Source organism: Bradyrhizobium ivorense (assembly GCF_900696085.1).
GTDB classification, from domain to species: Bacteria; Pseudomonadota; Alphaproteobacteria; order Rhizobiales; family Xanthobacteraceae; genus Bradyrhizobium; species Bradyrhizobium ivorense.
In genome coordinates this window covers 36073-55424 of sequence record NZ_CAADFC020000029.1, presented here as the reverse complement: position 1 = coordinate 55424, position 19352 = coordinate 36073, and the positions used below count along the sequence as shown (strand labels likewise).

Below are 19352 nucleotides of genomic sequence, written 5' to 3'. Positions count from 1 at the left end.
CAGCTCTGATCGGGCCTGATCCCCGGTCACTCAAGCTTCCCAACACGTTACCGATTGTTTTTCGCGACGCCTGCGGCCGGATTCCGTCCGCGTGTCGCTTCAGATGGAGCCGGCCGGCGCAAGAGATGCGTGGCCGGAATGGGCCATGATCTCTGAAAAGACCAAGCGACCGGCCGCGATCCGGATCGTGCTGCCATTCGTCTTCCGCCATTGGCTGGAGCAGCCGCTCCGCGCCTCCGTCGTCACCGCGGGTTTCCTCGGCGCCACCGCGGCCGATCTGTTCATGCCGGTCTATTCCGGCCATCTGGTCGACGCGCTGACATCAGGCGCGGCGGACCCTGCCGCGCGCCACGCGGCGATGCTCGCATTCGTCGCCATCGTCGCACTCGGCGCGCTGTCGGTGATGCTGCGCTTCGTCGGTATCCAGAGCATCGTGCCGTTCACGCTGAAGACGATGTCCGACATCGGGCAGCAGGCCTTCATGCGGGTGCAGCGGTTCTCCACCGACTGGCACGCCAACTCGTTCGCCGGCTCCACCGTGCGCAAGATCACGCGCGGCATGTGGGCGCTCGATTTGTTGAACGACACCATCCTGATGGCGCTGCTGCCGTCCGTCGTCGTGCTGATCGGCTCGATGATCCTGCTCGGCCTGCACTGGCCGCAGCTCGGCGCGGTGATCGCAATCGGCGCGGTGATCTATGTCGCGATGACCATGGCCTTCCAGGTCCGCTACGTCGCGCCGGCGGCGCGCGTCTCCAACGCGTGGGACACCAAGGTCGGCGGCACGCTGGCGGATGCGCTGACCTGCAACGCGGTGGTGAAGTCGTTCGGCGCCGAGGCGCGCGAGGATATCAGGCTCGACGGCGTGATCGGACGCTGGCGTCGCCGGGTGCGGCGGACCTGGTTCCGCTACAACCATACGGGAGTGGCGCAGCTCGTGGTGCTGCTGTGCTTTCGCGCGTCGGTGATCGGCGGCGCGATCCTGCTGTGGGCGGCGGGCCGCGCCACGCCGGGCGACGTCACCTATGTCTTGACCAGCTACTACATCATCCATGCCTATCTGCGCGATGTCGGGATGCACATCAACAACCTGCAGCGCTCGGTGAACGACATGGAGGAGCTGGTCCAGATCCATGGCGAGCCGCTCGGCATTGTCGACGCTGACGACGCCAGGCCGATCGACATTGCGGGCGGCCGCATCGTGTTCGACGACGTCACCTTCCATTACGGCGGCCATCGCCGGCCGCTGTATGACGGGCTGTCGGTCGACATCGATGCCGGCGAGCGGGTCGGCCTGGTCGGACGCTCCGGCTCCGGCAAGACCACGTTCGTCAAGCTGGTGCAGCGGCTCTACGACGTCTCCGGCGGCAGAATCCTGATCGACGGTCAGGACATCGCACAGGCGACGCAGCAATCGCTGCGCAGCCAGATCGCGATCGTGCAGCAGGAGCCGATCCTGTTTCACCGGACGCTTTCGGAGAACATCGCGTACGGCCGGCCCGGCGCCTCGATGGAGGCGATCGAGCAGGCGGCGCGGCTTGCCAATGCGCACGACTTCATCATGCGGCTGCCGAAGGGCTACGGCACGCTGGTGGGCGAGCGCGGCGTCAAGCTGTCAGGCGGCGAGCGGCAACGTGTGGCGCTGGCGCGCGCCTTCCTGGCCGATGCGCCGGTGCTGATCCTGGACGAGGCGACCTCGAGCCTCGATTCGGAATCGGAGGCGCTGATCCAGCAGGCGATGGAACGGCTGATGAAAGGCCGCACCTCGATCGTGATCGCGCACCGGCTGTCGACGGTGCGCAGCATGGATCGGATCCTGGTGTTCGATCGCGGCGAGATCGTCGAGCAGGGCACGCATGAGGCGCTGACCTCGCGGCCCGGCGGCATCTACCGCTCGCTGTTCGAGCGGCAGGCCACCGAGTTCGGCCAGGTCGCGGCGGCGGAATGACAAGGGGCGGCTGACGGGCAGATGCTCCGTCAGCCGCGCAGCTTCGGGGACTCCTTGGGGGTTACGATGAAAGACCTGACACGCGGCTCCATCGTGAGCCACATCCTGACGATGGCGCCACCGATCGTGGTCGGCATGATCACGATCATGATCTGCCAGCTGGTCGACCTGTATTTCGTCGCGGGGCTCGGCGATGCGGCGGTCGCCGGCGTGGCCGCGGCCGGCAATGCCGGATTCCTGATCAACGCGCTGATGCAGGTGCTCGGCGTCGGCGCCGTCGCGCTGATCGCGCAGGCGGTCGGACGCAAGGACCCGCGCGACGCAAATCTGGTGTTCAGCCAGGCCATCGTGCTGTCGGTGCTGTTCGGGCTGGTGACGCTGGTCGCGGGCGGCCTGCTGTCGCGCCCCTATATGCGCGGGGTCGCGGCCGACGCGGCCACCGTCGAGGCCGGCACGCTTTATCTGCTGTGGTTCATGCCGGCGCTGGCGCTGCAATTCATAACCCTGGTGATGGGCTCGGCGCTGCGCGCCACCGGCATCGTGCGGCCGAGCATGCTGGTGCAGGCGATCGCCGTGATCATCAACATCGCGCTGGCGCCGGTCTTGATCGCGGGCTGGGGCACCGGCTATCCGCTCGGTGTTGCCGGCGCCGGCCTTGCCAGCTCGATCGCGGTGCTGATCGGCGTCGGGATGCTGTTTGTGTATTTCCGCAAGCTCGAGCGCTATGTCTCTTTCGATCCCGCGCAATGGCGGCCGCAGCTCGATCAGTGGAAGCGCATCCTCTATGTCGGCCTGCCCGCCGGCGGCGAGTTCGCGATCATCTTCCTCTGGATGGGCGTGATCTATTACGTGCTGCGCGATTTCGGCCCGGCGGCGCAGGCCGGCTTCGGCATCGGTACACGCGTGCTCGGCCTGATCCAGATGCCGGCGCTCGCGGTCGCGCTCGCCGCGGGCCCGATCGCCGGCCAGAACTTCGGCGCCGGCGATGCCGCGCGCGTGCGCGAGACCTTTGTCAGGGCGGCGACGATCGCCATCGTCGTGATGATCGGCTTCACCTTGCTGGCGCAGTTCAAGCCGGGCTGGCTGCTCGACGGCTTCTCGAACGACCGCGAGACCATGGCGGTCGCGGCCCAGTTCCTGCACTTCGTCTCGTTCAACCTGGTGGCGCAGGGCTTGGTGTTCACCTGCAACAGCATGTTTCAGGGGCTCGGCAATACCAGGCCGGTGCTGCTGAGCTCGGCCGCGCGTCTGTTCACCTACGGGGTGCCGGTGATCTGGCTCTCGACCCTTCCAGGCTTTGCGATCCAGCACGTCTGGTATCTGTCGATCGCGACCACCACGCTGCAGGCAGCCTTGAGCCTGTGGCTGCTGCGCCGCGAGTTCGGCAAGCGCCTGGCGCCGCTGGAGCCGCAGCTTGCGCCTGAGCCGGCGGCGCCGTCGCGCGCGTCCGCGTAGCACCGTCGACTGCGGTGCTACTTCGGCGCAACTCCGCTCCACATCAGCGCGACGCCGGACAGGAACAGCAGTGCCAGCACGACGTCGGAAAAATTGCGTTCGCTGAGCGCGTGATAGACCCGCGAACCGATATAGGCGCCGAGCAGCGTGCCCGGGAATGCGCAGGCGACGAGCCACACGATCTCGATCTTCACCAGGCCGCTTGCGACCTGGATGCAGAGCGCGGCGAACAGGATCGTGAAGTTGAAGGTCTGGAACACGCCGCGGCGCTGCGCCTTGCCCCAGCCGCGCACACTCGCCCACAGGATCGGCAGCGGGCCCGACAGACCTGCGAGGCCGCCCAAGATGCCGCCGGCAAAGCCGATGGCGCCGTCGGCCCATTTGCCGCCGAACGCGATCGACATCGGCTTCTTCTGCAGGAACAGCGCGGTCGGAAACACCAGCAGGAAGATGCCGATGGTGAGCTTGAAGGCAGCCGGGTCGGCGCGCGCGACCAGCAAAATGCCGATCGGCACGCCGGCGAGGCCGCCGATGATGAACGGCCAGACCAGACGGAAGTCGATGCTCTTCCAGATCGACGGCAGCGTCGAAACTTGCGCGATGACCGAGCAGACCAGCACCAGCGGCACCGCGAGCGTCGGCGGTAGCACGTAGAGCCAGATCCCGAGCGCCATCAGCGCGGTGCCGAACCCGGCGAGCCCGGAGACGAAGCCGCCGGCGAGCGCGCCGAGAAACAGGATGGCGTAGCTCGCTGCGGTCAATGCGTTTCTCTCCTTATGTGCCGCGGAATGACGGCTGTTTTGCCGCGACGTTTACACGACGAGAGCGGTGGCTACTATGCGAAATCGCGGCTCATCAACGACAATCGAAAATGGAAGCAACCCATGACTGCAAGTTCGTCCAAAACCTTTCTGGTCTGTCACGGCGCCTGGTCGGCAGGATGGGCGTGGAAGAAGATGCATCCGCTGATGCAGGCGGCCGGGCACCGGCTGATCACGCCGAGCTACACCGGGCTCGGCGAGCGCGCGCACCTCGCCAATCAGTCGCTCGACCTGGAGGCGCATATCCACGACGTGCTCAGCGTCATCAGCTATGAAGATCTGCGCGACATCGTGCTGGTCGGCCACTCCTATGGCGGCATGGTCGCGACCGGCGTCGCCGACCGGATGCGCGAGCGCATCGCGCAACTGATCTATATCGACGCCTTCGTGCCGCGCGACGGCCAGTCGCTGTTCGACCTCAACGAACCGGGCATCGAGAGCATGCGCAAGGCCGCCCGCGACGGCGACGGCTGGCGCATTCCGCCGATGCAGACGCCGCCGGATACGTCGGCCGCCGATGTCGAATGGCTGAGCTCACGCCGCGTTGCGATGCCGATCAAATGCTTCGAGCAGAAGCTGACGCTGCAGCATGGCGAAACGACACTGCCACGCAGCTACATCTACGCCACCCGCATCACGCCCGCCGACACCTTCGGTCAGTTCTCCAGGCGCACCAGGAACGAAGCCGGCTGGCGCCATTTCGACATCGATGCCAGCCACTCGCCGAACGTCACCGCGCCGGAGGCGCTGATGGCGCTGCTGCAGGAGATCATCGCGTAACCGGCCGTCATTCCACCGGGCGATGGCAGGCATCGCCTGCGGAATCTTGCCGCACGCACCTTACTCCGGCACGCCGGCCTGGCGCAGTGTCTCGGCGTATTGGGCAAAGCGTTCGGGAAGAAGGGGGCCTATGCGTGACTTCAGATTGGAGAGGCTTAGATCGGGATCGAGCTCAAGCGCGCGGGCTGCGAACGCCCGCGCCTCCATGAGGCGTCCGGCGGCGGCATTGCTGGCCGCAGCGGCGCGTAACGCCAGCAGGAAATGGGGCTGGTCGCGGCACGCCCGTTCCGCGAGCGGCCACGCTGCATCGGCATGACCGGCGAAGAAATTGGCGAGCGCCAGGTAGCTCAGCGTGCAGAAGCTGAGCGGATCAAGCGGGCTGAGCCGCAGCGCATGCGACAGCCGCTCGATTGCCTGGTCCAGCGGACCCCGCGGGACACAAATCGAGCCCGAGGCATGCCATGCGATCGCAAGATTGGTGTTCAGCAGCCGCGCCCGGTCGGCGAGGGCAAGACCCGCCTCGGCGTCGCCGGCAACATGGCCGAGAGCCATGCCGGCATAGGAAAGGGCGATGGCATCGTCCTGACCGTACGCTGCTGCGCTGGCGGCTAGGCGCGAGGCGTCGCGGGTCTCCTGCTCATGCTCGGTGGTCCAGCGGTTCACCCGGCGCCAGTAATAGCACCAGGCGCCGAGGCCGTACGCGGTGGCGAACTCCGGATCGAGTTCGGTCGCCTTCCGCACGAATTCCATCGCCTCGGCGATGCTCTCCCGGTCCATGCGATAGCTGCAGGCGAGGCCTCGCAGATAATGGTCGTAGGCATCAAGGCTGTCCGTCGGCTTGCGTCGTGCGCGCTCGATCTCGGCCTGCTCGAGCCGGGGCGCGATCGCGCCAACGACGTCATGCGTCACCTGGTCTTGCAGTTCGAAGATCTCGGCCAGCTCGCCGTCGTAACGGTCCGCCCAGATATGGGTGCCGGTGTCGGCCCTGATGAGCTGTCCCGTGATCCGCACGCGACTGCCCGCCTTGCGTACGCTGCCTTCCAGCACGTAGCGCACGCCGAGCGCGCGGCCGATCTGCTTGATGTCGACGGCGCGCCCCTTGTAAGTGAAGGTCGAGTTTCGTGCGATCACGAACAGTGACTTGAAGCGCGACAGCGCGGTGATGATGTCTTCGACCAAGCCGTCGACGAAATACTCCTGTTCGGGATCGCCGCTCATGTTCTGGAACGGCAGCACCGCGATTGACGGCCTGTCGGGAAGTTGCAGCGGTTTTCCGGTCCCAGCGACGAAGGAACGAGCCGCGTCACCCAGCCGCGCGCGCCAGGCTGGTATCGGCTCGGCGATGTTCTTCAGCACCTGCGGCCCTATGTCCTCGAACGCGGCATCGATCTTGCCGCGGATCTGGCGATGGGTGTCCTCGGACAGGCAGATGCCGCCGGGCTCGGCGATACCTTCGAGACGGGCCGCGATGTTGACGCCGTCGCCAAAGATATCGTCATCATCGACGATAATGTCGCCGATGTGAATGCCGATCCTGAAATCTATCCGGGCCTCGTGCGGTAGCTCAGCGTTGTACGTTGCCATGCCACGCTGCAGTTCGACCGCGCAGCGTACCGCATCGACGGCGCTGGCGAACTCGACCAGCATGCCATCGCCTGTGGTCTTGACGATGCGGCCACGGTGGGTCGCGAAGGTCGGGTCGATCAGTCTCTGTCGGAGCGATTTCAGTTCGGCAAGCGTGCGCTCCTCGTCGTGGCCCATCAGGCGGCTGTATCCCACGACATCGGCCGCCAGCACCGCGGCCAGCCGCCGCTCGACACGTGATTCCGGACCGCGCTGCTCCATCGTCCACCCCTGAGGGTTGCTCGGCCAGAATGTCACGATGCGCGATCGATGCCAACTCGCACGGTAAGCCGGCAAAGCGCGAAGCGGTTTCCAAGGCAGCCCGGTTGAGCGCTTGTGCGGAGATATTATTGCTCAAGCTAGGGGGAAAGCGCGATGACGATTCACCAAACTGCATCGCGCGCCCCTCGTGTTCGGGGACGGCAGCTGTTAGGTTTCGGCCTCGTCATCCTTGAGCCTGATCCCCTCCGCCCGCAGAGCTCCAAGGAGAGCCTCGATCTCTTCGGGCTCCATACTGTTCGGGCACAAGCCGCTGAGCTGTTCGGTGGTGATTGTGCCGGTTTGCTTGGCGATGTCTCGGGCCGTCGCCATGATCTTCTGAAGGTCCATCTGCGATCCTCCGCGAAGGACACTTTAGCAAATGGGATGCACTCGTGCTGAATGTGGCGAGGGGCCCGGCGTGTTGCGCCGAGCCCCTCGTGGCCTTTCTTCAAGACGCGTTTTCTTCACGCGAACCGGAACTCCACTTCGCTCGAAAACGCTTTAGAGCATCAGCCGGCCTGTAAGCCGGGTTCTGTAGGGCACCATTCTCGCGAATGGTGCGTGACGGCCATTCCTCTGGGACAAGGTTTGCACCTTGCCTCGAGCAACCTACCCGGACAGCGGGCCTGACATCGCCCTGCGGTGTTATCGCGCAAGCGCGAACTAACCGCGATGCTGTCCCTATTCGGTTTTGCTCCCGGTGGGGTTTGCCATGCCGTCGCCGTTGCCGGCAACGCGGTGCGCTCTTACCGCACCTTTTCACCCTTACTTCCTCCGAGGAGGGGAGCGGTTCGTTCTCTGTGGCACTTTCCCTGGGGTCGCCCCCGCCGGACGTTATCCGGCACCGCATGTCGATGGAGCCCGGACTTTCCTCCCCCGCGGCCTTTCGGCACCAGCGGGAGCGGCCGTCCGGCCGACTGACGCCCTGTGCATGGGGGCTTTGGCCGCCCGCGTCAAGCGATTGCGATGGTTAATCCGGCCGCCGTCCATGGTTTTGACATTCGCGGAGCCGCGGCATTTGATATCGGCTTTCCCGATTCAAGGACCTGACGCGCCATGGACACCGAACTGGCCCGGACCTTCCTGGCGGTGGTGAGTGCCGGCAACTTCATCACCGCGGCCGACCGGCTTCACGTCAGCCAGTCGACGGTCAGCACCCGCATCCACACGCTCGAGCAGCAGCTCGGCTGCACGCTGTTCGTGCGCAACAAGGCGGGGACCACGCTGACGCCGGCCGGCCGGCAGTTTCAGCGCCACGCGTCGCTGCTGGTCCGCACCGTCGCGCAGGCGCGCCACGATGTCGGGCTGCCCAGCGGATTCACCGCAACCTTGGTGGTCGGCGGCCGCATCGGGCTGTGGGAAGAGTATCTGCTGCGCTGGCTGCCGCTGATGCAGACGACGTGCCCCGAGGTCTCGATCCGCGCCGAGAGCGCGCTCGAACCGGAACTGATGCAAGGGCTGGTCGAGGGACGCATCGACGTCGGCGTGATGTACACGCCGCAAAGCCGTCCCGGGCTGAAGGTCGAACATTTGTTCGACGAGCAGCTGGTCCTGGTGTCGACCGATCCCAAGAGTCCGCCCGAGCCGCAACCGGGCTATGTCTATGTCGACTGGGGCCCGGAATTTTACGCGCGGCACAGCACGCTGTTTCCGAATTTCGCGGGGCCTGCGCTCAACGTCAACATCGGCTGGCTCGGGCTGCAGCATGTGCTGGCCAATGGCGGCTCCGGCTTCTTCGCGCGGCGCATCGTCGAGCCGTTGCTGAAGGCAAAGCGGCTTTACGCGGTCGCCGGTGCGCCGGTGTTTTCGATGCCGGCCTATGTCGCCCATCCGCTCGACCGGCAGGAGGCGCACGTTGCGAACGCGATCTCGCTGATGCATCGCGCCGCCGCCTCCCAGCTGAAGAGCGACGCTGCGCTCCCGCTCGCGAAGCGCAATCGTAAGGGGCGCTGATCACAACGTTCATATCGATGTTCCCGATGCCTGCGATCGGCAATCCGCGCTTGTCAAGAACGGCCGGCGGGTTCAGACCTGCGCAGGCGAATGAGCGGAGACCACGATGGATCTTGCTTCGGACCTCGGCAAAGCGCTGCTCGGCAGCGCGTCGGACGCGATCGTCGCGACCGACAAAGACGGCCTCGTCACGTTCTGGAATCCGGGTGCGGAGCGGGTGTTTGGATTCTCGGCCGCGGAGGTGGTCGGGCAATCGCTCGACCTGATCATTCCGCAAAATCTGCGCGCGCGGCACTGGGCCGGCTACCGGCAGGTCATGCAGACCGGCGAGAGCCGTTATGGCCACGGCGATCTGCTGGCGGTCCCCGCGCTGACCAGGGACGGCCGGCGCATCTCGGTCGAGTTCACGATCGTGATCTTGCGCAGCGCGCAGGGCGACGTCGCCGGCACGGTGGCCGTGATGCGCGATGTGACGAAGCGGTTCGAAGAGGTCAGGGACCTCAAACGCCGATTGGCTGATGTCACACGCCCGTCGGGTGGTTGCTGACCGCGACCACGGCCGCGATCTGTTCGGCGCTGTGTCCGTGTCCGATCGCGTCGGCCGCAAAGAGGACCCGGCTGGCGGTCCAGCACACCAGCAACAGCAGCAAGCCTTCAATTCCCGACGATGTCATGGCCGTTCTCCGTGGAGCGATCCGATCGTCTGCACATCGGGCCGGTTGCGGCCGAGGCGACGACATCTAAGAAGGCTAGCGGGCATCTTGGTTTTGACAAACGAATAATATTAGCTCTTGCCATCGATTTTGTAGATATAAATGCCCGAGCTGACGCGCCGCGCCGTGCGGCCGCGGAGGCTCAAATAATTTATTCTGCGAATGTCGTTTGGCCTGTCGCCCGTTCGACTGGGTGTCGGCGATCCAGCCGATCAAGAGGAGAGATGAGATGCAATACCTGCTGCTGATCTACCGGAGCGACGAGAAATACGCCCACATGACCGCCGACGACCGCAAGGCGCTGACGGCGGAGTACGGGGCCTACACCCAGTCCATCATCCAGAGCGGCCACTTCAAGGCGGGTGACGGGCTGCAGCCGGTGTCGACGGCAACGACTGTGCGGGTCCGCGACGGCAAGACCCTGACGACGGATGGTCCGTTCGCGGAAACCCGCGAACAACTCGGCGGCTATTATCTGGTCGACGCCAAGGACCTCGACACCGCGCTCGGCCTCGCGGCGCGGATTCCCGGCGCCAGGGACGGATCGATCGAGGTCAGGCCGGTGATGATCTACGACAACCCGCGATAACGCGTCGTCGTTCCGGGGCGCGCAAAGCGCGAACCCGGAACCTCGAGATTCCGGGTTCGATGCTTCGCATCGCCCCCGGAATGACGTAGTTGGATGAAATGACCCCCAGCCAGATCGAAAAAATCTTCCGCGACGAGGCGGGCCGCGCGCTCGCGACGCTGATCCGTCTCGTCGGCGATTTCGATCTGGCCGAGGACTGCCTGCAGGATGCCTTCGCGGTGGCGCTGCAGCGCTGGCCGATCGGCGAATTCCCGTCCAATCCGCGTGCCTGGCTGGTCAATGTCGGCCGCAACAAGGCGATCGACCGCGTGCGCCGCGCGGTCACGTTTCGCGGCAAGCAGCAGGAGCTGACGCATCAGATCCTGCTCGATGCCGAGGCCTCGCCCGAGCCGGCCGACGCGACGCTCGACGACGACATGCTGCGGCTGATCTTCACCTGCTGCCATCCGGCCTTTGCCGCCGAGGTCCAGGTCGCGCTGACCTTGCGCACGGTGTGCGGGTTGACCACGGCGCAGGTCGCGCGCGCCTTTGTGGTGAGCGAAGACGCCATGGCGCAGCGCCTGGTGCGCGCCAAGCAGAAGATCAAGCTCGCCGGCATTCCCTATTCCGTGCCGGAGCGCGAGGCGCTGGAGCCGCGGCTCAGCGGCGTGCTCGCGGTGATCTATCTCGTCTTCACCGAAGGCTATGCCGCGACCGCCGGCGAGGACCTGATGCGGCCCGACCTGGCGCGCGAGGCGATCCGGCTGGCGCGGCTGCTCGATGCGCTGATTCCGGCGCGCGGCGAGATCAAGGGCCTGCTGGCGCTGATGCTGCTGCACGACGCACGCCGCGCCGGCCGCCAGACCGCCGCCGGCGACATCGTGCTGCTGGAGGAGCAGGACCGCGCGCTGTGGGATTTTCAGCAGATCGCCGAAGGCTTGACGCTGGTGGAGGAGGCGCTGCGGATGCCGGGGCGCCCGCAATCCTATGCGGTGCAGGCCGCGATCGCCGCGCTGCATGCGCAGGCCCCGAGCTACGCCGACACCGACTGGCGGCAGATCGCCGGCCTCTACGAAGTGCTGTTGCGGATCAGCCCGTCGCCGGTGATCGAGCTCAACCACGCTGCCGCGGTGTCGATGGTCGACGGCCCGGCCCGCGCCCTCGATCTGATCGATGCGCTGGACGCGCGCGGCGGCCTGAAAGGCTACGACCAGCTGCCCGCGGTTCGCGCCGATTTGCTGCGCCGGCTCGGCCGCAAGGAAGAAGCGCGACAGGCCTATCTCGCCGCGACCGCCGCGACGCAGCTAGAGCCGCTGCGGCGGCTCTATGCGCGGCGGATCGCGGAGATGGGGTGACATCACCTCGTCCCGCGTGCCGCCCAAGACGGGCATCCCTCTACATCATCGATCGTCGGCGCGCGGCGCGCTGTTGAATGCGCTCAGTACCCTGATTTTGCCTTGGCGCCGCTGGTCGAACTCCCCGTCGTCGCTCCACCCGACATGCCGGTCGTGGTGCCGGGTGCCATCTTCACCTTTTTCTGCGCATGATGGACTTTGTGGGTCTTGTGCATGGTCGACGTAGTCTTGTCCCGGGTCGACATAGCGCCTGCGGCGGTCGGAGCAATGACGAGGCCGATCGCGACAGTTCCCGCGATGAGTGCTTTGAACATGGATGAATCTCCACTCAGACCCACCCCGACAGAGAAAGTCGGCACAACGTGAAAAGTTCCATTTTTGTGCATGCGCATCAGATTGGGAAAGCAACACGCGGCAGGCCTGTCCCGCTGCAACCGCCGCGACACAGCACGAGCCGTGCGTCGTCTGTATGCGCAACGGCTCGCGGCGATCGGCAGAAGGTCAGTTCGCTGAGAGCATGATCCGGAAAGGTGTGAAGCGGTTTTCCCTCGTGGCAAACGTGGAACACGTTTGCGCGGAGATCATGCTCAAACAACGAGCCAAAGCGCGATGAGGATTCAACCCAATCTCATCGCGCTTTAGCGCGGGCGGGAGCCGTCAGGATGCTCGACGGCGCCGGCATCGGCCGTTCGTGCCGGCTGGCTCCAAAGCCAGATCGCCAGCGAACCCGAGCGGCCGCGGAGCCGGGTCTTGAGCGGGCCGGTGAGCGCTCCCGATTGGTACAGCGCGCTGTCGCGCCCGGCGGCCTGCAGCAGTTCGTCGCTCACGCTGAGTTCAACCCCGTGACCGGCCGCTACCTCCATCAGGCGATTGGCGACGTTGACGGTGTCGCCAGTCGCCGTGATGTGACGATGGCTGGTGCCGCCGAGGCGCGAGGCGACGATGGTTCCGAAATGCGCCCCCAGTTTGTATCCGAGCGTTGATGCCATCGGCGCCGGCAGGGCCTTCAGCCAACGCGAGGTGCTGGTCGAGAGGCTGACCGCGCAGTCGATCGCCCGAACCGCATCGTCAGGCGCCGGCTGCGGCAGGCCGAACAGAACCATGGCGCCGTCGCCGAGAAACCCGGTGATCGTGCCGCGATATCTTGCGACGTCCTTGTCGATGATGCCGTGAAATTCGTTCAGCAGCTCTCTGATCCGATCGGGCCCGATCGACTCGCTCAGCGACGTGAAGCCGGACAGATCGATGAACACGACCGCGCCATTCTGGCGCACCGGCTCGGCCAGGAAATTGGGATCGGCAGCGAGCCAGCGCTGAACGCTGGGGGCCTGAAACTGGCCGAGCACCTCGCTCTTCATGGCGAAATAATGTGCCCGTCGCCGGCCCCACCAGAGTTGAATGATGCCGAACAGCAGCACCGGAGGTGCGGTGGCGGCCAGCGGCACCGCCGCGCCCAACCACACGCCGGACGAAGCGGCGAGGAACGTTGCGCTCATCCACAGCAGCACGACTCCGGCCGCGGCGACGATGCCCGCTGTGCTGCGGCGCCAGGCCAAGAGGCCGACGATCATCATCGGCAGGATGACGCAGACGATGCCCTCCGCGATCTGCACCGTCCGGTCGTGCCGGATGACGTCGCCGGCCAATAGATCGGTGATCGCGGTCGCCATCACTTCCACGCCCGGCATCAGCGGCTCGAACGGCGTCGGAAAGAAGTCGCCGCCGCCGGCGACGGCAGCACCCACCACCACAACCTTGCCGGCAATCGCCGCGGACGGCGGCTCGCCCGCCAGCAGCGCGGCAGCGCTGATGGTTCGTATGGTCCGGCGCGGGCCGTAGAAGCTGATCGGCAGCCCATGATCGGCGTCGGTCGGAATCGACAGCTGGCCCAGCACCAGGCGGGTCGGCTCAATCACCGGCTCGATAGCCATGGCCAGGCTGGCGACGCGCAGCGGGAAGGACATCGCGATGCCGTCGCTGCCCCGAAACAGCATCGGCACCGAACGAGGGACACCGTTCTGATCCGTCGTCACGTTGACGACGCCGACGGATGCACGTTTGGCAAATTCCTCCAGCGGCCATAGAAAACTCGCGGCCGCTGGCAATGTCCCGAGCGGCTGATGCTTTTCAACCGGGATCGATTGGCGGTGTTCGGGAAACACTGCGGCAGCGGCGATCGCGGTCGGAGCAGCTCCGAGCGCGTCGGCCAGCGCCGCATCCCCTGCGTCGGTGCCCTTGTCCAGCAACAGGATATCCAGTCCGATCGCCCTTGGCTTCAGCCGGGCGATCGCATCAACCAGTCTGGCAAGATCGCTCCTTGCGAGCGGATATCTGCCGAACTGCCTGACAACGGCATCGTCGATCTCGACGATCGTGACCAGGTCGGGCGGCGTTCTGACGCCGCGCAACACCGTTCGAAAGTCCGTCATCGCCGACTCCGCGCGGTCGAGCGCGCGCAGATGGCCCTGGGCGTGCAGAAAATACACCCCGCCTCCCCATAGCGCTGCGAGAGCGACCGGCAGCAGGGCTTTGAGATGCCGTCGCATCGGCGCTGCGGCTACTGACCCAGTCTTGCCATCAACGCCGCGACGCGGGGAGCCGGCCAGCGCTTGACGACGAGCGGAGTTGTGTCCTCGACATCGACGCCGTCGCCAGGTCCGAGTATGACGCTCTGCCGGTCGGCAGATCGGCGCCGCACCGCGACGCGTCCATTGACGACGAAAACCGAAGTCTTCTGTCCGGTGGTGTCGACGGCCCATTTGGTGCCGCGCACCGCCGCGATCGCTTGCGGCGTCGTCACCGTGAACCGCTTGCCCTTGGGCACCTTGGGTACTTCCAGAAGGATTGCCTGACTGCCCAGTTCGACGGAGTCGACGCGACCGTCGCGGTTGGTGTCGCTCAGGGTATATTGCGCGCCGTTCTCGGCGGTGATGGTGATCCCGCCGTCGCAGCGAAGCGTCTGTGCAGGACCCGTCGCGCTCACCGTCTGGCATTTGACGTCACTGGTCTGAGCAACGGCCATCTCGCTCAAAAACAGATAAAACAAGACGACGCCGATCGATCGCGCAAATACCGTCATGGTGACACCTTCCGCTTCAAATGGCTTGGGGCTCGGCAGCAGTCGTGACGTGCTGCCATCTTAAAGGAAGAAGCAAATCATTGCTAACCGCGCGCTTGACGCAGCTTAAGGGCGGAAATGAGGATCAGGTCCGCGCGCGGCGAGGCGTGCCCATGCACCGTCGTGCAGTGTGAGCCCATCGGGCGAAGGAAGGAGGCGGGCCTTATTTGCTCGCGACGGCGGCCGGCGCCGCCGCATCCGGCGGCAGGCTTGCGAGCAGCGCGTGCAGCGTCGCCATGGTCGACTGGTCGGCGATTCCGTCGACCCGCTCGGGGCGGAAGTGGCGCTGGAAGGCGGTGACGACTTCCATGGTGGCGCCGTCGAACTTGCCGTTGGTCGGGATGTTGTAGCCGTAGCGGCGGAAGGCGGCCTGCATGTTGGAGACGTCGTCGCTGATCGCGCCGAGCTTGAGCGCCGTGCCGCGCGTGATCGGCGCCGGCTGCACCCAGTGGCCGACGCCGGAATTGGCCAGCGAATGCCAGGGAAATTTTTCGCCGGGATCCTTCTTGCGCGCCGGTGCGACGTCGGAGTGGCCGAGCACGCGATGCGAGGGCACCTTGCGGCGGAGCATGATGCCGCGGCACAGCGCGATCACCGCCGCGATCTGGCGCAACGGAAAATCGGGATAGCCCCAGTCGTGTCCGCGATTGACGATCTCGACGCCGATCGAGCAGGAGTTGATGTCGTCCTCGCCGGCCCAGGCCGACACGCCGGCGTGCCAGGCGCGCTTGCTCTCGGGCACGCATTGCACGATGCGGCCGTCCTCGAGCACGATGTAATGCGCCGAGACTTCGGTGCCCGCGGTGCAGAGCTGCGCGATCGCGCCTTCGACGTCGGGCATGCCCGTGTAGTGCAGCACGATCATGTCGGGCTGGCGGCCATTGGCGCGCTCGCCGAAATTCACCGACGGGATCACGTCGGAGGCGATCGAGGAATCCGGCGTGAACGTCTTCAACTCGGCCACGCCCTTCGGAACGGGAAGGGTGCGTTGCCGCTTCGAATCGCCATTGGAAGACGAGGACGAACCAGAAGCCATCAGCTCTCTCAAAAACCCGGCGCAACACCGGCATACGACAAATGGATAAACAAATAGGCGTTTACTATTCCTTTACCCTGCCGGCCGCGCAATCGCCCGGCCGGTTCCATAGGCCATTTTGCCGGAGGTGTGTGCCGAAGGCATCACTCGAAAGCGCATCAAAGGCCAGCTATTCCGCTAACCTATCGTCAACGTTTTCTTAACGCTAAGTGCCGTTACTGAGAGGTGAGGTGCCGAACCGGTTTCGGGGGACGGCCGAGGTCCGCTGTTTGCGCGAAATCCCATGGAAACCCACCCAATTCCGGTCGGATATCAGGATTTGCGGCCGAGGATGGGAATTGGCGGAGAGATCTCGCAGCTTCCGTCGCACGGCCGGACAAGGCGCGAGGATTTGCGGCGCAATGGATCGGCGCGCGTCCACACTCCAGTTTGCCTGCGCAGCTCCGATCGGAGACCGCGGATGAGCGCGCACGCCTCCCGTCACATTTCCGTGCTCGGCCGCGAGGCGGTCGACTATCTCGGCCCACGCGCGGGCGGCATTTACGTCGATGCCACCTTCGGCGCCGGCGGCTACAGCCGTTCGATCCTCGACGTCGCGGGGACGCGCGTGATCGGCATCGACCGCGACCGCACCGCGATCGCCGGCGGCTTCGATCTGGTCGACGGCGCGGGTGGCCGGCTGACGCTGGTCGAGGATCGCTTCTCCCATCTTGCCGAGGTCTGCGCCGCGCAGGGCGTCGATGCGGTCGACGGCGTCGTGATGGATGTCGGCGTCTCCTCGATGCAGCTCGATCAGGCGGAGCGCGGTTTTTCGTTCCGCCTCGGCGGCCCGCTCGACATGCGGATGGGGCACAGCGGCCCGACTGCGGCGGATGTGGTCGCGAAGGCGTCCGAGAAGGCGCTCGCCGACATCATCTATATCTTCGGCGAGGAGCGCCATTCGCGCGCCGTCGCCCGCGCCATCGTCGCCGCGCGCAAGGACGCGCCGATCACCACCACGCAGGCGCTCGCGGACATCGTCGGCAAGGTGGTGCGCGCCAAGCCGAACGAGATCCATCCGGCGACGCGGACCTTTCAGGCGCTGCGCATCTTCGTCAACGAAGAGCTCGACGAATTGCACGAAGCGCTGTCCGCGGCCGAGCGCGTGCTGAAGCCGGGCGGGCGGCTCGTCGTGGTCTCGTTCCATTCGCTGGAAGACCGCATCGTCAAGAATTTCCTCGCCGAGCGCGGCAAAGTCAGCGCCGGATCGCGCCATCTGCCCGAGGTCGCGCAGGCCGCGCCGAGTTTTCAGATCCTGACCAAGCGGCCGGTGACCCCCGGCGATGCCGAGGTTGCGGCCAATCCGCGCGCCCGTTCGGCCAAGCTGCGCGCCGGCGAGCGCACCGCGGCGCCGGTGCACGCGGCCGATGAGCTGCCGTCTTGGCCGCATCTCGCCGACGTGATGCGGGGAGGCTGACGATGCGCCTGCTGCATTTGCTCGTCATCGGCATGCTGATCTTCGCGGCGTCCTATGTCTACCGCATCAAGATGGAATCGACCGCGCGCGTCGAGCGCGTGCTGCGGCTCAACGCGGAAATTCGCGAGCAGCGCGACGCGATCGCGCGGCTGCGCTCGGAATGGGCCAAGCTCGACGCGCCGCTGCGGCTGCAGGGGCTGGCCGAGCGCCATCTGCCGCTGAAGCCGATCGTCGCCAACCAGTACGACTCGCTGAAGAACCTCCCCGAACGGCCGCCGAACTTCTCGCGGCCCGGTTCGAAGGACCCGATCGGCTCGATGATCGACACCATCGAGGCCGCCGCCGAGCCCGACAGCGCGACCGGCTCGATCGACAAGGCGGGACCCGAACAGCCCGCCGACCAGCCGGCGCCCGCGGATGCGTCCGAGGGAGATCAGCAATGACGGGATCACCGATGACCGGCCCGGCGTCCGTCAACAACGCCGCCCAGAAGCCCGCTGAACCCTGGAGCCAGCGGCTGATCCGCACGCTGCTCTACGGCAGCAATGTCGACCGTGCCGCCAAGGCGCGTGCCCGCGTCGGCTTCGCGATCCTCGCCTTCGCCGCGGTCTATGCCGTGCTGGCCGGACGGCTCGTGCTGTTCGCGGTCGGTGCCGATAGCCATGGTTCGCGGCGCACCGCCTCGCAGGATGCGATCGCGACCGCGCGGCCCGACATCACCGACCGCAACGGCGCGGTGCTCGCCACCGACGTCAAGTCGCCCAGCCTGTTCGGCGAGCCGCGCCGCATCATCGACAAGGACGAGGCGATCGAGCTGTTGACCGCGACCCTGCCCGATCTCGACACCGGCGAGGTGCGCGAGCGCATCCAGTCACGCAAGGGCTTCGTCTGGCTGAAGCGCGAAATCTCGGCGAAGCAGCAGCAGGATATCCATCGCCTCGGCATTCCCGGCATCGGCTTCCTGCGCGAGAACAAGCGGGTCTATCCGACCGGCAACGAGGTCGCCCACCTGATCGGCCTCGTCAACATCGACAACCAGGGCATCGCCGGCATGGAGAAGTGGCTGGACAATAACGGTCTGGCCGACCTGCACCGCGCCGGCTTTGCCACCGACCGGCTGCAGAAGCCGGTCGAGCTGTCGATCGACCTGCGCGTCGAGCACGCGCTGCGCGACGAACTGATCAAGGCCAAGGACAAGTTCAAGGCCAAGGCCGCCTCCGGCATCATCTCCGACGTGCGCACCGGCGAGATCGTGGCGATGGTGTCGCTGCCCGACTTCGACCCGAACAATCCCAGGGAGGCGCACGACCCCGAGCGCATCAACCGCCTGACCACCGGCGTCTACGAGATGGGCTCGACCTTCAAGGCCTTCACGCTGGCGATGGCGCTGGATTCCGGCAAGATCAATTTGAACACGTCGTGGGATGCGCGGGGCAATTTACACTACGGCAAGTTCACCATTCACGACAGCCATCCGCTCGGACGCTTCATCAACACCAAGGAAGTCTTCACCTACTCGTCCAACATCGGTGCCGCGCGGATCGCGCTCGGCCAGGGCGTCGAGGCGCACAAGGCGTTCCTCGCCAAGATGGGCCAGCTGACGCGGCTGCGCACCGAACTGCCGGAGAGCGCGGCCCCGCTGGTTCCGCGGCGCTGGGGCGAACTGAACTCGGTGACCATCGCGTTCGGCCAGGGCCTGTCGGTGGCGCCGCTGCAGGCGGTGATGGGCATCAACGCGCTGGTCAACGGCGGCTATCTGATCCCGCCGACCTTCCTGAAGCGCAGCGAGCAGGAAGCGAAGGCGCTGGCGAAGCGGGTGATCAAGACCGAAACGTCGGACAAGATGCGTTACCTGATGCGGCTCAATGCCGAGATCGGCACCGCCAAGACCGCCGACGTCAAGGGCTATTATGTCGGCGGCAAGACCGGCACGTCGGAGAAGGTGATCAACGGCCGCTATGCCAAGAAGCGGGTGCTCAACTCCTTCACCGCGATCATGCCGGCCGACGATCCGAAGTACCAGATTCTGGTCATGCTGGACGAGCCGCAGGCGCTGCCTGAAACGCACGGTTTCATCACTTCGGGCTGGAATGCGGTGCCGACCGGAGGCAAGGTGATCGCCCGAATTGCGCCGCTTTTGGGCGTTGAACCGCGGTTTGACCTGCCGCCGTCCGACCGCCTTATTCTTGCGGCATCCAGAACAACCCAGTAAGGCGTACATGACAGCATGATCCGGACCCGAAGGGCCACGCCAGCGCAAGGTGT

General features: G+C 65.9%; 18 protein-coding genes and 1 other RNA gene. 10 read left to right on the top strand and 9 right to left on the bottom strand.

Translation table 11 applies throughout. The features are described from left to right. Positions 1 to 145 precede the first annotated feature (145 nt). Both CI41S_RS35205 and CI41S_RS35200 read left to right on the top strand, forming a co-directional pair. Positions 146 to 1948, top strand: a complete 1803-nt coding sequence (locus tag CI41S_RS35205) for an ABC transporter ATP-binding protein (protein WP_244626779.1) — start codon at positions 146 to 148, stop codon at positions 1946 to 1948. A 66-nt stretch (positions 1949 to 2014) separates the two neighbouring features. Next, a complete protein-coding gene (locus CI41S_RS35200) occupies positions 2015 to 3403 on the top strand; it encodes an MATE family efflux transporter (RefSeq protein ID WP_139863612.1) in 1389 nt (462 codons plus the stop codon). A 17-nt stretch (positions 3404 to 3420) separates the two neighbouring features. On the opposite strand, the gene CI41S_RS35195 is transcribed toward CI41S_RS35200, so the two are convergent. Next, a complete protein-coding gene (locus tag CI41S_RS35195) occupies positions 3421 to 4164 on the bottom strand; it encodes a sulfite exporter TauE/SafE family protein (protein ID WP_139863611.1) in 744 nt (247 codons plus the stop codon). 123 nt (positions 4165 to 4287) lie between these two features. Here CI41S_RS35195 and CI41S_RS35190 point away from each other — a divergent pair, with 123 nt between their 5' ends. Then, the gene (locus tag CI41S_RS35190; protein WP_139863610.1) at positions 4288 to 5004 is read left to right on the top strand and encodes an alpha/beta fold hydrolase; all 717 of its coding nucleotides are present in this window, start codon (positions 4288 to 4290) and stop codon (positions 5002 to 5004) included. Positions 5005 to 5064: 60 nt separating this feature from the next. Here CI41S_RS35190 and CI41S_RS35185 read toward each other — a convergent pair whose 3' ends face one another. From CI41S_RS35185 to rnpB, 3 genes are all read right to left on the bottom strand, one after another. Further along, entirely contained in the window at positions 5065 to 6849 is a 1785-nt protein-coding gene (locus CI41S_RS35185; protein WP_139863609.1) for an adenylate/guanylate cyclase domain-containing protein, read from the bottom strand. 207 nt (positions 6850 to 7056) lie between these two features. Then, positions 7057 to 7236 carry a hypothetical protein gene (locus CI41S_RS35180; RefSeq protein WP_139480064.1) on the bottom strand — a complete coding sequence of 60 codons (180 nt, stop codon included), beginning with the start codon at positions 7234 to 7236 and terminating at the stop codon, positions 7057 to 7059. Between the two features lie 157 nt (positions 7237 to 7393). Further along, positions 7394 to 7809: RNase P RNA component class A (gene rnpB, locus CI41S_RS35175), an RNA gene on the bottom strand. Between the two features lie 135 nt (positions 7810 to 7944). Here rnpB and CI41S_RS35170 point away from each other — a divergent pair. Both CI41S_RS35170 and CI41S_RS35165 read left to right on the top strand, forming a co-directional pair. Beyond that, a complete protein-coding gene (locus tag CI41S_RS35170) occupies positions 7945 to 8841 on the top strand; it encodes a LysR family transcriptional regulator (protein WP_139863608.1) in 897 nt (298 codons plus the stop codon). Positions 8842 to 8947: 106 nt separating this feature from the next. Next, positions 8948 to 9388 (top strand): PAS domain-containing protein, encoded by a 441-nt coding sequence (locus tag CI41S_RS35165; RefSeq protein WP_139863607.1) that lies wholly within the window; start codon positions 8948 to 8950, stop codon positions 9386 to 9388. On the opposite strand, the gene CI41S_RS43870 is transcribed toward CI41S_RS35165, so the two are convergent. After that, positions 9363 to 9515: a hypothetical protein gene (locus CI41S_RS43870; RefSeq protein ID WP_172628314.1), complete on the bottom strand. Its 153-nt coding sequence runs from the start codon at positions 9513 to 9515 to the stop codon at positions 9363 to 9365. The genes CI41S_RS35165 and CI41S_RS43870 overlap by 26 nt on opposite strands. Positions 9516 to 9783: 268 nt before the next feature. On the opposite strand from CI41S_RS43870, the gene CI41S_RS35160 reads away from it, so the two are divergent. Continuing rightward, complete coding sequence (locus CI41S_RS35160; RefSeq protein WP_139863606.1) at positions 9784 to 10143, top strand: YciI family protein; 360 nt, start codon at positions 9784 to 9786, stop codon at positions 10141 to 10143. A gap of 98 nt (positions 10144 to 10241) precedes the next feature. Continuing rightward, positions 10242 to 11477 (top strand): RNA polymerase sigma factor, encoded by a 1236-nt coding sequence (locus tag CI41S_RS35155; RefSeq protein WP_139863752.1) that lies wholly within the window; start codon positions 10242 to 10244, stop codon positions 11475 to 11477. Positions 11478 to 11560: 83 nt separating this feature from the next. On the opposite strand, the gene CI41S_RS35150 is transcribed toward CI41S_RS35155, so the two are convergent. The 4 genes from CI41S_RS35150 to CI41S_RS35135 all read right to left on the bottom strand — a co-directional run bounded on the left by CI41S_RS35150 (position 11561) and on the right by CI41S_RS35135 (position 15631). Further along, positions 11561 to 11791, bottom strand: a complete 231-nt coding sequence (locus tag CI41S_RS35150; protein ID WP_139480069.1) for a hypothetical protein — start codon at positions 11789 to 11791, stop codon at positions 11561 to 11563. Between the two features lie 324 nt (positions 11792 to 12115). Continuing rightward, positions 12116 to 13963 (bottom strand): CHASE2 domain-containing protein, encoded by a 1848-nt coding sequence (locus CI41S_RS35145; protein ID WP_347339280.1) that lies wholly within the window; start codon positions 13961 to 13963, stop codon positions 12116 to 12118. 71 nt (positions 13964 to 14034) lie between these two features. Continuing rightward, complete coding sequence (locus CI41S_RS35140; protein ID WP_139863604.1) at positions 14035 to 14556, bottom strand: FecR domain-containing protein; 522 nt, start codon at positions 14554 to 14556, stop codon at positions 14035 to 14037. Positions 14557 to 14758: 202 nt separating this feature from the next. Then, positions 14759 to 15631 carry an N-acetylmuramoyl-L-alanine amidase gene (locus CI41S_RS35135; protein WP_139863603.1) on the bottom strand — a complete coding sequence of 291 codons (873 nt, stop codon included), beginning with the start codon at positions 15629 to 15631 and terminating at the stop codon, positions 14759 to 14761. 460 nt (positions 15632 to 16091) lie between these two features. On the opposite strand from CI41S_RS35135, the gene rsmH reads away from it, so the two are divergent. From rsmH to CI41S_RS35120, 3 genes are read left to right on the top strand one after another with little or no spacing between them, the layout of a single operon-like run. Continuing rightward, on the top strand, positions 16092 to 17087 hold the full coding sequence (rsmH, locus tag CI41S_RS35130; RefSeq protein ID WP_244626778.1) for a 16S rRNA (cytosine(1402)-N(4))-methyltransferase RsmH: 996 nt from the start codon (positions 16092 to 16094) through the stop codon (positions 17085 to 17087). Between the two features lie 2 nt (positions 17088 to 17089). Beyond that, on the top strand, positions 17090 to 17530 hold the full coding sequence (gene ftsL / locus CI41S_RS35125; RefSeq protein ID WP_139863601.1) for a cell division protein FtsL: 441 nt from the start codon (positions 17090 to 17092) through the stop codon (positions 17528 to 17530). An 11-nt stretch (positions 17531 to 17541) separates the two neighbouring features. Beyond that, on the top strand, positions 17542 to 19299 hold the full coding sequence (locus CI41S_RS35120) for a peptidoglycan D,D-transpeptidase FtsI family protein (RefSeq protein WP_139863751.1): 1758 nt from the start codon (positions 17542 to 17544) through the stop codon (positions 19297 to 19299). Positions 19300 to 19352: the final 53 nt, after the last annotated feature.

What these genes read in the sequence shown, in the direction of transcription:
- CI41S_RS43870 (WP_172628314.1), bottom strand. Translation starts at nt 9,515, where the DNA reads ATGACATCGTCGGGAATTGAAGGCTTGCTGCTGTTGCTGGTGTGCTGG.
- CI41S_RS35165 (WP_139863607.1), top strand. Translation starts at nt 8,948, where the DNA reads ATGGATCTTGCTTCGGACCTCGGCAAAGCGCTGCTCGGCAGCGCGTCG.
- ftsL (WP_139863601.1), top strand. Translation starts at nt 17,090, where the DNA reads ATGCGCCTGCTGCATTTGCTCGTCATCGGCATGCTGATCTTCGCGGCG.
- CI41S_RS35190 (WP_139863610.1), top strand. Translation starts at nt 4,288, where the DNA reads ATGACTGCAAGTTCGTCCAAAACCTTTCTGGTCTGTCACGGCGCCTGG.
- CI41S_RS35140 (WP_139863604.1), bottom strand. Translation starts at nt 14,556, where the DNA reads ATGACGGTATTTGCGCGATCGATCGGCGTCGTCTTGTTTTATCTGTTT.
- CI41S_RS35160 (WP_139863606.1), top strand. Translation starts at nt 9,784, where the DNA reads ATGCAATACCTGCTGCTGATCTACCGGAGCGACGAGAAATACGCCCAC.
- CI41S_RS35155 (WP_139863752.1), top strand. Translation starts at nt 10,242, where the DNA reads ATGACCCCCAGCCAGATCGAAAAAATCTTCCGCGACGAGGCGGGCCGC.
- CI41S_RS35135 (WP_139863603.1), bottom strand. Translation starts at nt 15,631, where the DNA reads ATGGCTTCTGGTTCGTCCTCGTCTTCCAATGGCGATTCGAAGCGGCAA.
- CI41S_RS35170 (WP_139863608.1), top strand. Translation starts at nt 7,945, where the DNA reads ATGGACACCGAACTGGCCCGGACCTTCCTGGCGGTGGTGAGTGCCGGC.
- CI41S_RS35150 (WP_139480069.1), bottom strand. Translation starts at nt 11,791, where the DNA reads ATGTTCAAAGCACTCATCGCGGGAACTGTCGCGATCGGCCTCGTCATT.
- CI41S_RS35180 (WP_139480064.1), bottom strand. Translation starts at nt 7,236, where the DNA reads ATGGACCTTCAGAAGATCATGGCGACGGCCCGAGACATCGCCAAGCAA.
- CI41S_RS35185 (WP_139863609.1), bottom strand. Translation starts at nt 6,849, where the DNA reads ATGGAGCAGCGCGGTCCGGAATCACGTGTCGAGCGGCGGCTGGCCGCG.
- rsmH (WP_244626778.1), top strand. Translation starts at nt 16,092, where the DNA reads ATGAGCGCGCACGCCTCCCGTCACATTTCCGTGCTCGGCCGCGAGGCG.
- CI41S_RS35205 (WP_244626779.1), top strand. Translation starts at nt 146, where the DNA reads ATGATCTCTGAAAAGACCAAGCGACCGGCCGCGATCCGGATCGTGCTG.
- CI41S_RS35120 (WP_139863751.1), top strand. Translation starts at nt 17,542, where the DNA reads ATGACCGGCCCGGCGTCCGTCAACAACGCCGCCCAGAAGCCCGCTGAA.
- CI41S_RS35200 (WP_139863612.1), top strand. Translation starts at nt 2,015, where the DNA reads ATGAAAGACCTGACACGCGGCTCCATCGTGAGCCACATCCTGACGATG.